Raw genomic sequence first — 12,829 nt, forward strand, 5'->3', positions numbered from 1 at the left:
GGAACAGATCATGAGCACTCGATTTCGCCTGTCTGGCGCGGCGCTTCCCGGCGTGGGCCTGGCAGGGCTGCTGCAACTGTGCGCGGTCGACGGCGTGCAGGCCGAGGAGTTCAGCGTGCTGGACAACCAGGTCACCGGTTCATTCGACAGTACCTTGTCTTATGGCCGCTTGTGGCGGGTCCAGGGCCGGGACAAGAACAACGACGACGTCAACACCAACGACGGCAATCGCAACTTCGACACCGGGCTGGTTTCCGAGGTGTACAAGATCACCTCGGAGCTCGAAGCCAACTATCAGAACTACGGGATGTTCGTGCGCGGTACCGCGTTCTACGACACCCAACTGATGGACAAGCGCAACGATTACTACGACAACAACAACCCGTCGCAACCCAGTCAGAGTTACCCGCAGGACGACCATTTCACCAGCCAGACCCGCGATATCGCCGGCAGCCGGGTGGAGTTGCTCGACGCCTACCTCTATGGCAATTGGGACGTGGCGCAGATGCCGGTCACCGCACGTATCGGGCGCCAGGTGTTCAACTGGGGCGAGGGGATTTTCTACCGTGGCGGGATCAACACCACCAACCCGGTGGATGCGGCCAAGTACCGATTGCCCGGGGCCGAAGTCAAGGAAGTGCTGGTCCCGGTGGAAGCGCTCAGCTTCAACATCGGCCTGACCGATAGCCTGACCATGGAAAGCTTTTACCAGACCAACTGGAAGGAAACCCGCATCGACCCGGTCGGCACGTTCTACTCGCAGACTGACCTGTTCGCCGACGGCGGCAACACCGCCTACAACAACTTCAGCGGTACCGCCCTGGACACCCCGGTGCCAGGCTTCGGCAACGTGATCGATCTGTACAGCGCACTGGGCAACAACCCGCTGCTCAACCAGGCCCTGAGCACCACCGGCCTGTACGCCAACGGGGTCACCCCGACCTTTGGCAACACCGTCAAGGTGGCCACGGTCGGCAAGGATTTCAACGCGCGCAACGACGGCCAGTTCGGCTTCGCTTTTCGCTACATCGCAGAAGCGCTCAACAGCACCGAGTTCGGGTTGTACATGGTCAACTACCACGCCAAGGAACCGACCATATCCGCCGATCTGGGCGGGTACCAGGGCATCGACATGAATGCCCTGACCAACCTGTTGACCGGTGTCGCCGGCAGTCAGGCGGGGCAGTTGGCCAACGGCCTGGCGACCGTGGATGTGCTGGGCAATATTCAGGCGCATCGGCGCTACGCCGAAGACATCCGCATGTACGGCTTCAGTTTCAACACCACCCTGGGCCAGGCGTCGGTGTTCGGTGAAGTGGCGTATCGGCCGAACCTGCCCATCGGGGTCGCCGCCACCAACGATCTGATCGGCGACCTGGCCAACGGTGCCGCCGCAGCGGCGGGCGGCCAGACCATCAACATCGGCGGGCAGCAGGTCACGCTCGACAGCCAGATCAATAACGCTGAGCGGGTGGAGGCGTTCAACACGTCCCTGGGCACCATCTACAACTTTGGCCCGAGCCTGTCGTTCGACTCGATGTTCGGCGTATTCGAGCTGGCGTCCGAGCACCTGCGCGGCAGCAACCTGCAATACACCGCTTATGACGGCAGTAACCGTTACTACGCGGGCACCGGCAACTTTTCCTATGTGTCCGGTGGCGAGCGCGACGACCAGGTCAACCGCAACTCCTACAGCTACACCGCGATGCTCAACGGCACCTGGAACGACGTGTATGCCGGGGTCAACGTCTCGCCTTATGTCGTCTACAAGGATGACTTCGAGGGCAACAGCTATCAGGCGGGCAACGTCATCGAGGGCCGCAAGGCCTACACCCTGGGGATCAAGGCCAACTACCAGAACAGGCTGGAGGCCGAGCTGCAATACACCGAGTTCTATGGCGGCGGGCAGGACAACGGCCTGCGTGACCGCGACAACATCGGCTTCAACCTCAAGTATTTCCTTTGATTGTTGCGCACACCCCCCTTGTGGGAGCGGGCTTGCTCGCGAAAGCGGTGTATCAGGTGACACCTGTGCTGGATGTGCCGCCCTCTTCGCGAGCAAGCCCGCTCCCACATTGGATCTTTTGTGTATTTCGGAGAACGTCCATGTTTGACTTACCACGACTGACCAAGACCACCCTGGCGCTGTTCCTGAGCCTGGCCGCCGGCAGCGCGCTGGCCGCGGTCACGCCCCAACTGGCCGAACAACTGAAAACCACCCTGACCCCAATGGGCGCCGAGCGTGCCGGCAACGCCGCCGGGACCATTCCGGCCTGGACCGGCGGCATCACCCAGGCGCCCGCGGGCTACAAGCCTGGCCAGCATCACCCGGACCCGTATGCGGCGGACAAGCCGCTGTTCACCATTACCAAGGCCAACCTTGAACAGTACAAGGCCCACCTCAGCCCGGGTCAGATCGCCCTGTTCAACAGCTACCCCGACACCTTCCAGATGCCGGTCTATCCTTCACGCCGCTCTGGCTCGGCGCCGCAGTGGCTGTATGACAACACTTTGAAGAATGCCACCGCGACCAAGCTGCTCGACGGCGGCAGCGGTTTTGCCGATGCCTATGGCGGTGTGCCGTTCCCGGTGCCCAAGGACGGGGTCGAGGTGCTGTGGAACCACATCACCCGCTATCGCGGCATCTATGTGGTCCGTCGTGCCTCCGAAGCGCCGGTGCAACGCAACGGCAGCTTCGCGCTTGTGACCTCGCAGCAGGAGGGGCTCTTCAACTATTACCGCCCGGGCGGGCAATTCGCCGACCTGAAAAACATCCTGTTCTACTACCTGGCGTTCGTGAAGAGCCCGGCCCGCCTGGCGGGTGGTGCGGCCTTGGTTCACGAGACACTGGACCAGCTCAAGGACCCGCGTCAGGCCTGGGTCTACGATGCGGGCCAACGCCGTGTGCGGCGGGCGCCGAACCTCGCCTATGACACCCCGATCGCCTCGTCCGACGGCCTGCGCACGGCGGACGATACCGACCTGTTCAACGGCTCGCCGGACCGCTACGACTGGAAGCTCAAGGGCAAGCAAGAGGTCTACATTCCCTACAACAACTACAAAGTCGGCAGCCCCGAGGTGAAGTACGCGCAGCTGCTCACACCGGGCCACCTCAACCCGCAATACACCCGTTATGAGCTGCACCGGGTCTGGGTGGTCGAAGGCACGCTCAAGCCGGGTGCGCGGCATATCTATTCCAAGCGTGTGCTGTTTCTCGACGAGGACAGTTGGGGTGCCGCATTGGTCGATCAATACGACGGGCGAGGGGAGCTGTGGCGGGTGTCGATGGCCTACCTGAAAAACTTCTACGACCTGCCCACCACCTGGAGCGCGCTGGACGTATTCCATGACCTGCAGGCGCGTCGTTACTACGTGCAGAACCTGGATAACGAAGAGCAGGGCACCGTGGACTTCACCCAACCGGTGCCGGAAGACGCGTACTTCATGCCGTCGGCATTGCGCCAGCGTGGGACGCGGTGAGTGTCGCAAACCACGCAAAAATGGCGAGAGCAGTGCCCTCGCCAACGCGCGGATCACTCAGTCGGCACAACCTAATCCAGCATTCGATTGACGAGCAGTCATGGTAGCCTCGTCGCTTCAACTGCCGTTACATCGGAGGGCATTGTGGTGAGTTTGACCATCAACAATATTGACCGTCAGCTCTATGAAGCACTGCGAGTAGCGGCAGACATCAACGGTCTTTCCATTGAAGATCAAGCGTGTCTGATTTTGAGCAAAGCGCTGGAGCAGAGCAAATGTACTGACGGCTTGGGGACTCGAATCCACAAACGGTTCAGCATTAATGGTGGAGTCGAATTGGATCTGCCTTCGCGCTGAAGTAGGGCAGCCAGATTCTAGGTTCGACACTTGTCCTTCAGATCGCATTCGGGGGCAAGTCTGACAGCTGCTCCCACAGGTAAGTTGTCGAACACAGATTCTGTGAACGACCCAACACCCTGTGGGAGCGTGGCTTGCCCGCGAAGGGATATTTCATTCACCGCAAGGCGAAGGTCAAACGCGGAAGTGGCTCACCATCTGCTGCAATTGACCACCCAACCGCGCCAGTTCAACGCTGGACTTGGCGGTCTCATCGCTCGCCGCCGCCGTCTGCTCCGACACATCGCGCACGTTGATGATGCTGCGGCTGATCTCCTCGGCCACGGCGCTTTGCTGTTCGGCCGCCGCGGCGATTTGCTGGTTCATCGACTGAATGTTGGACACCGTGCGGGTGATGCTCTCCAGTGACTCGCCGGCCTTGCGGGTCAGGGCCACGCTGCTGTCGGTGAGGACGCGGCTGTTGTTCATCACGGCGGACACTTGTTGCGTGCCGTTCTGCAGGCCGGCCACCAGGCCTTCGATTTCCTCGGTGGATTTCTGCGTGCGCTGGGCCAGGCCGCGAACCTCGTCGGCCACCACGGCAAAACCACGACCGGCTTCACCGGCGCGGGCCGCTTCGATGGCGGCGTTGAGCGCCAGCAGGTTGGTCTGCTCGGCCACGGCCTTGATCACGTCCATGACGCTGCCGATCTTGTCGCTTTCCTGTTGCAGCACGCTCATGGCCTCGGTGGAACGCACCACTTCGCTGGCCAGGCGCTCGATCTGGGCGATGGCTTCGTTGACCACTTTGTCGCCTTCACGGGCTTCGCCGTCCGCCGCCGCAGCGGCTTGCGAAGCTTCTTCGGCGTTGCGCGCGACTTCCTGCACGGTGGCGGTCATCTCGTGCATGGCGGTCGCGACCTGATCGGTCTCGACTTTCTGGCTGTTGACCCCGGCGCTGGTCTGTTCGGTCACGGCCGACAGTTCCTCGGCGGCGCTGGCGATCTGGGTCACGCCGTCGCGGATGCCGCTGATCAAGTCGCGCAGGGTCACGCCCATGCGTGCGATGCCTTGTTGCAACACGCCGAGTTCGTCACGACGGGTGACCAGCACGTTCTGGGACAGGTCACCGCTGGCGATGCGGTCGACCACCGCCAGGGTTTCGCGCAATGGACGGGTGATCTGGCGCGTGATGACCACGGCGGCAATGATGCCCACCAACAATGCCAGCAATGTGCTGATCAGTTGCAGCGTGCGTGCCTGGGCGCTTTCGGCGTCCCGGCGGTCGAGCTGGATCTGATACAGCTGATCACTCTGGGACACGATGGCGGCGCCCTGGTCGGTCATTTCCTTGCGCGCCTGCACCGCGTCGTTACTGGCGGCCTTGTAGGCCTGCAAGGCACTGCGATAGTTGCCCAGCGCGGTTTCCAGCTGACGCAGGGCGTCTTGCTGGGTGTCGGCGAAATGCGCATTCAGCGGTTTCAGGCTGGCGATGGCGGTGTCCAGTTGGCCGACCGCTTTTTGCTCGGTTTCGGTATTGGTGGTGGCGGTGTAACCACGTACTTCGTAACGCGCCAACAGGAACGCTTCCTTGGCCGCTGTAATGGCCTGGAACTGTTCGAAGCGCTGGTCGCTCAGGGGCATTTGCTGCACGCGGGTGTTGATGTCATTGATCAGCGAGTTGGCGGTTTCGGCGTTGACGCTCATGGCGTCGCGGGCGCTGTTGCCGGCGCGATAAGCGTTGCGCATCTTGCCCAGGGATGTCCTGTAGGCCTCAATCACGGTGCCCTGTTCCCGGAGCAGCTTGAGGTTTTCCGGGCTCTTGAACTTCGCCAGCAGGGCCTGTTGTTGGGCCGAGAAGGCGTCGAGGGTGGTCTGCACGCCCTGCGCGGCGGTTTCGTCGCCGTTGGTCAGCATGTATTGCAGGCGGACCACACGCAGCTTGGTCAGGCCGGCGTTGAGCTGGGTGATGTCGCTCATCCAGTTGCTGCGGTCGATCAACCCGCCCAGGCTGGTCCAGCCAGTCAGGGCGAGGACGCAGGTCAGTGCCAGCACGAGGCCAAATCCAAGGCCCAGTTTCAGGTTTACGCTGATGTTGCCGAACCAGCTATTCATCAAATTCCTCCAGGAACGTAGTGCTTCTTTGTTGTCGGTTGGCTGGAAGATTGTTTTTTTTGGGGGCCGCCAAGCTGTGTAAGCAGGATGTATCGGCAGCAATGGCGGGAGCTGAAAGGATTTTTCCAAACGGATTCTGTAACAAGATTTTTACAGTGCTTTTAAGCTTTTTTTCACATGTGTTTCACCTGCCACCGACGCACGCTTCTTTAACCTTCCGGGATCTAATGAGGTGGTGCGTGCCGGCGAGGCGGCTTGATGTGGAATTGAGACTGAGTCTTTTCGGGATAAAACGCTCGATCGATCTGAAGCGCTTCGCCCGCTATCGCAACGCTGCGGTGGTGTTGGCCTCGGCGCTGCTGGTGATTCCGTTGACCTTTTTTTTGCTGCGTCCCGCCACTGCACCGGACCTGGCTCACGGCAATGTGGCCGGTGCGCAGGCTTTGATGACTGGATGGGCCAAGGGCGACGTGATCGTGCTGGTGCGCCACGTCGAGCGTTGCGATCACTCCACGGCGCCTTGCCTGGTTGGCAATGACGGCATTACCGAGCGCTCTCGCAGCATTGCCGAGAGCCTCGGGGCGCAGTTCAAACACCTTGGCCTGGGCAAGGCCGACATCTATCACAGCCCGATCCTGCGTACGGCTCAGACGGCCAACTTCATGTTCAACAAGGTTGGCACGGGAGAGGACTGGCTGATCAGTTGCAAGGGCACCATGCTGCGTGACGCGCTTGCGCATAAAGTGGCCGGGCGTAACCTGGTTCTGGTGACCCACAGCGAGTGCATGGAGCAACTGGAAAAAGAGCTCAATTTACCGCCTTCGACCCTGGGTTATGGCGCTTCACTGTTTATTTCCGCCGAAACCCCGCAGACTCCGCGCATGCTTGGCTTCATCGAAGCTTCCGACTGGAGCTCGGTGAGCACTCATTGAGTTTTTCCATCCTCTTTCTGAATCAGGATTCACAATGCTGACCCCCTCTCGCTACCGCTTTTACTGGGTGAATTTCGGTATTCCGCTGGCCTGCGCGGTCGTGGTGTTCCTGATGTTCGACATGACCAGCATCGACATCGCCTTCAACAACTATTTTTTTGACCCGGTGACGCAGACGTACCCGCTGGACCAGGTCCACCTGTTCGAAAAAATCACGCATAAATGGGCGCGTATCATCCCGAACTGGACCGGCGAAATTGCGATTATCGGTGCCTTGCTGTCGTTTCTCTGGCCGCGCCTGAAGGCTGAAAAGCATTCGAAAATCATCGCCTTCCTGGAAAAAATCAAAGTCGCACCGGTGCTGCGCTTTGCCACCCGCCACCGTCGCGATTTTCTCTACGTGGTGTTCGCGTTCTCCATCAGCACCGGTGTGATTCACTACCTCAAGGGCCACACCAGCGTGTATTGCCCGATCGAGACCACCCTGTACGGCGGCAAAATGGAGCACGTCGAGTGGTACGAGAATTTCGACCTGCTGAAAGTCGCCGGTGAAGGGCGCTGCTGGCCGGGCGGACATGCCTCGGGCGGTTTCACCATGCTGGCGTTGTACTTCGTGGCTCGCCGTTATCGCTGGCGCTATTCCAAGGCGATCATGTACGGCTCGCTGACCCTCGGTTTCATCTACGGCACAACGCGGGTGCTGCAAGGCTGGCACTACATGTCCCACACCTTTTGGGCCGGGATCTTCGTGTGGCTGGCGTGTTTGCTGACGGCGCTGGCGTTCTACGGGCGAGCGAGGCTGGAACAGCCGGTGCTCTCCAAAGCGCAACAACCGGTGCCGGTGGCTCAGACTCAGCCAGTGAATTGAGTGGGCGTAACAACTGCACCGCGGCGCACAGGCGCCTCGGCTTGGGGGAATCCCAAGGGAAAACAGATAACGAAATATCTGTAGGAGCTGCCGAAGGCTGCGATCTTTTGATCTTGATCTTCAGCAATCTCCAGATCGCAAAATCAAAAGATCGCAGCCTTCGGCAGCTCCTACAGGGGAACGTGCACCACCAAACAATGAGGTCGAGCGTTAGTTCGCCTCGCGGTGCTGTAAAAGCGCAACCATAGGCGGCCGTTACCGCAGAAATGGATAGGTATGCTCCCCGGAACAACCAAAAAAAAAGCCCGCGGGAGGGCGGGCAAACCGTAGTTTCTTGAATGAGCGAGCGAAATGTACAGGCTGGCGCGAGAGGGTGGGGTGAAGAAAAATTCATCTCGATAAAAGCCCCGCACCAGAGCCTGCGACACCGCTACGGCAAATGGTCCGCAGCAAAGTCGGCTTCCGACCGTGCACGTAAACGGCCCTTGCGGCAGGCTTGCTGGAAGCGCTCGAAATCGCGCTCGTTCTGCTCGGTATAGCCCTTGGCGTATTTGTAAAGCGCATCGGCCAATGCCTCGCTCTTGCCGATGTAGCCGCTGATCACCGCCGCGTGCCCGGAAGCCTTGGCATGGGCGCGAGCCAGGGCCCGGCCGCAAAGCCGGCCATAGGCCGCGAAGGCATCGCCATCGAAGGTTTCGAGTTCGGCGGAAATTTTCATGTCGCGCAATTGCCGCACATAGAAATGCCGCCCGCTGGGACCGGTGGTCCAGCCGAGGAACAGGTCGCTGGCCGATTGCATCAAGCGTTGACCCTCGACCACCCGCTGCCCTTCATGCCGCACCCGCGACCTGGCCTTCACGTAGCCAGCGAGCACCGAACGCCGCGCTTCCTTGAATTGCAGGAACAACGGGAACTGCTGATCGTCGGTCAGCAACGCCACCAGGCAACGGGTGCCGACACTGCCGACGCCCACCACCTTGAACGCCATGTCCTGCACATGAAAACGCGACAGCAGATCACGGCGGTCCGCTTGCAGGGTGCCGCGATAGTCACGCATGAAGGTGTCGTAGAGCGGACGCCAGTCCGAGAGGCGCAACCAGTCATCATCGGCGTCCAGCAATGTGGTGTTCTTGTGCAGGTGGAAAATTTCCGGCAGGTCATCGCGAATGATCAGACGCCCATGGGCGTCGCGTTCGCTGATTTTTGGCAGCAGTTCGGCATGAGTGCGACGCTCGGCTTTTTCGATGGCGCGTTCCACGTGCTCCAGAGTGCTTTTGTTGGCCTGCGCCAGCAGGTCGTCATAGCTGATGGATTCGTACCAGGTTTCCAGCGAACTTTGTTCGGCGCATTCGAGCATGGTTTTCTGATAGGCACTCACCACCTCATGGCAGATGCTTTCTTCAACCGACTCGCCATGGCGCAAGTCGCGGGCGGCCACCAGAAAACTCGCCACCAGGCGTTTCAAGTCCCACTCCCACGGCCCGGGATGGGCTTCGTCGAAGTCGTTGACGCTGAACAGCAAGTTGCGTTCAGGGGTTGCGAAGCCGCCGAAGTTCATCAAGTGGCTATCGCCACAAATCGGCGAAACCAGCCCCATGTTCGAAGTGCCCGCCAGGTCATGGGCCTGCAGCAGCGCATTGCCGCGATAGAAGGTGAACGGCGACACCAGCATGCGCCCGTAGCGCAACTCCACCAGCGATTTGACGCGTCCCTCACTAGACGCCTTGATCAGCGGAATCGGGTCGCGGTCGACATTGCCCAGGGACGCTTGCGAACTGCGCGAGCACTTCTTGCGTGCATCCTTGCCTTGCTTAAAACGGTCGGTGAGGGTGGTCATGGGGGCCTATTCGACGGGTGTTGTAGGGCGTTTGCGAATGGAGTGTAGAAGGGCTTTGCGGGTTCATCCGAAGTGTTTGCCCGGTGACTGACCTGTCTGTCAGGCATCGGCATGTCTCGATCCCTCTCAAGCCTCTGCTTCGTCGAGTGGCGCGATGTTGTCCAGTGCCCGGTTCACCAGCAATTGCGCCAGCACGGCCAACTGCTGGATCGCCAGGGCGATGTTGCGACGCGAACTCTCAAGCTCGCAGGCAAGGTCGGTACTCATGACGTTGAGCGAGGCGAGGGTTTCGCTGGCGTGGGTGAGCAGGGACGGCGTGTCTATGTCGGGGCGGATGGTGAAGACGTGGCTGACGGGGTCGAGGTGATTGGGGTTGCGCAGGCGGGCGCTGATGGCGGGTTCGGTGGTGTTGGAGAGGTTGGATAAGTCGGGTGATTCGGTTGTTGAGTCTGATGAAGTGTCTGGCGGGTTAGGGCTATGTTTTTTCAAGATTGTGCTCCGTCTTTGGTTGAAGGAGCTGCCAACTATCTGCTGTCAATCAGATGTGGGTGGCAGCTGTACGCGGGTTGACAGACCGGAGAGCACAAAACCGGTGCATCCGAAGATGCCCCACGCACAGCCACCATAAAGACAGAACGCGCGGAAGCATGCCGTTTTATCAGGAGGAGTGGAAGATTGCTCTTCAGCCTGTCAAAGCCGATCGCTGATTTGCAGCGACCCAAGAAGGCTATCGTCGAGAAGCAGCGTCCGCCAGTTCATGAAAGGCGATGCGTTTTGCGGGAAATGTCCTAGGACGCGGTGAAGTCACAGGTCGCTCGATTTCACCGTGTGCTTGAAATGATGCTCCCAAAGCCTCACCCCCAACCCTCCCGTCCGGTCCAGCGACGACCCCACCGTCAAATCCGTAATCAAGGTTGGCTGCAAGCCCGCATCAAACAGCGCAAACCCCGCCGCCAGGCAGCAGGTTTCGGTCTGCAGGCCGCACACCAGCACGCGCTCGACGTTCAGGCTTTTCAGGTAGTCGATGGTTTGCGGCGTGGGCGCGTAGCCGTGCTTGATGAAAATGCGGTCGGCGGGGATCAGGCTGTCATCGTCCGGCGCGGGGTGCCAGCCAAGTTGTTTTTCGAAGGGGGTTATGGACTCGTCGTGACGCTCGACCGTGGCGACACTGGGCAGGGTGCCGATGAGTGCCTGGATACCGTCGACCAGCCACTGCGGTGGGGCGAAGCTGGGTTGTACGTCGATGATCAGGAGGGCTTGGCGCATGGGTTTCTCCGAGGGAATGGCAGTGATAGGGGGGGTAGTGGATGCAAAATATTGTGGATGGTCTCGCTGGGCGCCTCCTGCACTTAGCGGCCTTGCGTGAACGTCTATGTAACCCTCTCGTCAGATTTCACCTGCCACAAAGTGCTTTTGTGAGTTGGGAGCGTACGATGCAATACAGGTTCTTGCTGAATTCCCGCTTGAGTGAACGAAGCGACTGAGCGGAATGGAGTTGGAGAAACATCATGATTCCCAAGCGCTATTTGAAAGCCCTGGCGACGCTACTCATCGCCGCTGGTGTGCAGTGGGTGATGCTACCTGTCTACGCGACCGAGCAGGGTGAACAACGGCGTGAAGCTCGCGATACCAGGCAGGAAGGGCGCTCCACTGCTCGGCAAACCAAGGATGCCTGCAGAAAGGGCAGTGACAAGAGTAACGTGGAATGTCGTCAGGACAAGCGCAGCACCAAGCAGGATACTCGTCGCACAGCCCGGGACATCAAGTACTGATCGTTGGCGTGGGTCCTGTTTAAGACTGTTGTAGGACCTGCGATACAGCCAGAAACAACAAAGCCCACACAGGGTGGGCTTTGTTGGTGTCTCAATTGGTGGAGCCAGGGTCGTTTGAACTTGCCTGAAAAAGCCCAGTAATCATTGGGATTTTCTGACTTCAATTTTTAAAGGGATACAGCAGGGGATACAGCGCGTTGAAGCCTGGCTCTTCCCAGGAGCGTATTAATTTCCCACCTGCAGGTTTTTTTCGATGGCGTGTCCCTGTCGAACCAATGACAAATTAATGGATCGTCCCTTCCTTTCAGAGGCCATGCGGGTGAAACCCTCTTGATTGGAAACTCTTTCCCCATCTATCGCTATGATCATGTCGCCGGGTAGGACATCCGCTTTGTAAGCCGGACTGTCATCGACGATATTAGTGACTACTACGCCTTGATTCGTTTGTAATTGCTGACGCTCGGCGTCGTTCAGATTGCGAACGAATGCGCCAATTCGGAACCGACCTTTCACAAAGTAAATAGCGCCGTAATCAGATCGGTTGACTGTGACGGGGATATACGTCGTGTTGCTCCCGTAGGTCGTGGTTGTGGCGTTACCGTAGGCCGAAACCGGTCCACCTGGCCCGTACGCGGTGGCATTGGCGGTGGTGTACGAAGTGTTTGTCGTTGGTGTCGTGAATGGCACGTTTGAGGTAACCGATCCCGTGTATTGCGGTACAAAAACTAGTACCAAATCTGCTCCGACGGCCTGCCCCTGCTCGATTGCGTCATCATCTGAGACGCTTTCACCGCTGTTGAAACTCGATTCACCAATAATCAAATAACCGCGCTTTGCATACCCTGCCAGGAGCTGATCTGTGTTTCCAAATGCTGATCGTTCAATAGCGGGTGTCTGCGGCGCAGCTGATGCGCGAGTGGACGCGATAGCTTCCGGGGTTGCGCCAGGAGTGGGGGTATAGAATTGTTTGTAGCCACTGGCACACCCCACGATGGTGAGTGATGCACTTATCGCCATCAGCACATGCATGAACTTTTTTTTCATACTTCCCTTCCCTTGGCCTGAAAACGTTGCGCTATGTTCAAGGGAGTATGGCGTAATGCCGTTACAAGACCTAGATCTACAAATGAGCTTTCTATTACTGATTGCTGGGAGTACCTCGCTACAGGCACCAATCCACCATACCTATCTGTCGCTATTGTCCGTCATCCAATGTGTGACTGATTTCAAAAAACGGGGGAACGGGGGAACAGTGGGAACAGCCAATGTTTCCGGGGGCTTGAGCGGGGGAACTTGTACCCCAGTGTTTTTTAGGGGGAACAGCAACAGCCAGATCGGCAGAAAGACCGACTGAGAAAGGAGCTGATCAGAAGACCAAACGGCGCAGCCGCCGCTGTTGATGGGTGTCGTTTTGAGGAATGCCCCCCCCCCAAAAAAAATATCCCGTTGTATAGGTTGCGATGAAATGACAGATCACCACCGCGCTCAA

Annotated in this window: 11 protein-coding genes and 1 pseudogene; 6 read left to right on the top strand and 6 right to left on the bottom strand. The window is 59.1% G+C overall.

From position 1 onward, the window contains the following. Window positions 1–10: 10 nt before the first annotated feature. The 3 genes from ACEN83_RS02880 to ACEN83_RS02890 all read left to right on the top strand — a co-directional run bounded on the left by ACEN83_RS02880 (window position 11) and on the right by ACEN83_RS02890 (window position 3,837). Window positions 11–1,966: a DUF1302 domain-containing protein gene (locus tag ACEN83_RS02880; protein ID WP_495579457.1), complete on the top strand. Its 1,956-nt coding sequence runs from the start codon at window positions 11–13 to the stop codon at window positions 1,964–1,966. 140 nt (window positions 1,967–2,106) lie between these two features. Further along, window positions 2,107–3,480 carry a DUF1329 domain-containing protein gene (locus ACEN83_RS02885; RefSeq protein WP_495579458.1) on the top strand — a complete coding sequence of 458 codons (1,374 nt, stop codon included), beginning with the start codon at window positions 2,107–2,109 and terminating at the stop codon, window positions 3,478–3,480. 147 nt (window positions 3,481–3,627) lie between these two features. After that, window positions 3,628–3,837, top strand: a complete 210-nt coding sequence (locus ACEN83_RS02890) for a FitA-like ribbon-helix-helix domain-containing protein (protein WP_495579459.1) — start codon at window positions 3,628–3,630, stop codon at window positions 3,835–3,837. A 174-nt stretch (window positions 3,838–4,011) separates the two neighbouring features. Here ACEN83_RS02890 and ACEN83_RS02895 read toward each other — a convergent pair whose 3' ends face one another. Both ACEN83_RS02895 and ACEN83_RS02900 read right to left on the bottom strand, forming a co-directional pair. Then, window positions 4,012–4,875: a methyl-accepting chemotaxis protein gene (locus ACEN83_RS02895; RefSeq protein ID WP_371317832.1), complete on the bottom strand. Its 864-nt coding sequence runs from the start codon at window positions 4,873–4,875 to the stop codon at window positions 4,012–4,014. A gap of 42 nt (window positions 4,876–4,917) precedes the next feature. Next, a pseudogene (locus ACEN83_RS02900) lies at window positions 4,918–5,931 on the bottom strand (methyl-accepting chemotaxis protein); the annotation flags it as partial. 260 nt (window positions 5,932–6,191) lie between these two features. Here ACEN83_RS02900 and pmrG point away from each other — a divergent pair. Together pmrG and ACEN83_RS02910 are read left to right on the top strand one after the other, a co-directional pair. Further along, window positions 6,192–6,863, top strand: coding sequence for a lipopolysaccharide core heptose(II)-phosphate phosphatase PmrG (gene pmrG / locus ACEN83_RS02905; protein ID WP_495579460.1), 672 nt, complete (start codon window positions 6,192–6,194; stop codon window positions 6,861–6,863). A 34-nt stretch (window positions 6,864–6,897) separates the two neighbouring features. Further along, the gene (locus ACEN83_RS02910; protein WP_495579461.1) at window positions 6,898–7,731 is read left to right on the top strand and encodes a phosphatase PAP2 family protein; all 834 of its coding nucleotides are present in this window, start codon (window positions 6,898–6,900) and stop codon (window positions 7,729–7,731) included. A gap of 430 nt (window positions 7,732–8,161) precedes the next feature. On the opposite strand, the gene ACEN83_RS02915 is transcribed toward ACEN83_RS02910, so the two are convergent. From ACEN83_RS02915 to ACEN83_RS02925, 3 genes are all read right to left on the bottom strand, one after another. Further along, window positions 8,162–9,568, bottom strand: coding sequence for a DUF2252 domain-containing protein (locus ACEN83_RS02915; protein WP_116580902.1), 1,407 nt, complete (start codon window positions 9,566–9,568; stop codon window positions 8,162–8,164). A gap of 126 nt (window positions 9,569–9,694) precedes the next feature. Continuing rightward, the gene (locus tag ACEN83_RS02920; protein ID WP_495579462.1) at window positions 9,695–10,057 is read right to left on the bottom strand and encodes a DUF6124 family protein; all 363 of its coding nucleotides are present in this window, start codon (window positions 10,055–10,057) and stop codon (window positions 9,695–9,697) included. 315 nt (window positions 10,058–10,372) lie between these two features. Next, the gene (locus tag ACEN83_RS02925; RefSeq protein ID WP_102674141.1) at window positions 10,373–10,834 is read right to left on the bottom strand and encodes a cysteine hydrolase family protein; all 462 of its coding nucleotides are present in this window, start codon (window positions 10,832–10,834) and stop codon (window positions 10,373–10,375) included. A gap of 242 nt (window positions 10,835–11,076) precedes the next feature. On the opposite strand from ACEN83_RS02925, the gene ACEN83_RS02930 reads away from it, so the two are divergent. After that, window positions 11,077–11,340, top strand: coding sequence for a hypothetical protein (locus ACEN83_RS02930; protein WP_495579463.1), 264 nt, complete (start codon window positions 11,077–11,079; stop codon window positions 11,338–11,340). Window positions 11,341–11,565: 225 nt separating this feature from the next. Here the strand turns inward: ACEN83_RS02930 and ACEN83_RS02935 are convergent, their stop codons facing one another. Further along, window positions 11,566–12,384: a PDZ domain-containing protein gene (locus ACEN83_RS02935; RefSeq protein ID WP_495579464.1), complete on the bottom strand. Its 819-nt coding sequence runs from the start codon at window positions 12,382–12,384 to the stop codon at window positions 11,566–11,568. Window positions 12,385–12,829: the final 445 nt, after the last annotated feature.

The sequence above is a fragment of the Pseudomonas sp. Pseusp49 genome (assembly GCF_059491875.1).

Excerpts from the sequence above, each read along its gene's own strand:
- ACEN83_RS02880 (WP_495579457.1), top strand. The coding sequence starts at position 11 with ATGAGCACTCGATTTCGCCTGTCTGGCGCGGCGCTTCCCGGCGTGGGC.
- ACEN83_RS02885 (WP_495579458.1), top strand. The coding sequence starts at position 2,107 with ATGTTTGACTTACCACGACTGACCAAGACCACCCTGGCGCTGTTCCTG.
- ACEN83_RS02895 (WP_371317832.1), bottom strand. The coding sequence starts at position 4,875 with ATGGGCGTGACCCTGCGCGACTTGATCAGCGGCATCCGCGACGGCGTG.
- ACEN83_RS02910 (WP_495579461.1), top strand. The coding sequence starts at position 6,898 with ATGCTGACCCCCTCTCGCTACCGCTTTTACTGGGTGAATTTCGGTATT.
- ACEN83_RS02915 (WP_116580902.1), bottom strand. The coding sequence starts at position 9,568 with ATGACCACCCTCACCGACCGTTTTAAGCAAGGCAAGGATGCACGCAAG.
- ACEN83_RS02925 (WP_102674141.1), bottom strand. The coding sequence starts at position 10,834 with ATGCGCCAAGCCCTCCTGATCATCGACGTACAACCCAGCTTCGCCCCA.
- ACEN83_RS02930 (WP_495579463.1), top strand. The coding sequence starts at position 11,077 with ATGATTCCCAAGCGCTATTTGAAAGCCCTGGCGACGCTACTCATCGCC.
- ACEN83_RS02935 (WP_495579464.1), bottom strand. The coding sequence starts at position 12,384 with ATGAAAAAAAAGTTCATGCATGTGCTGATGGCGATAAGTGCATCACTC.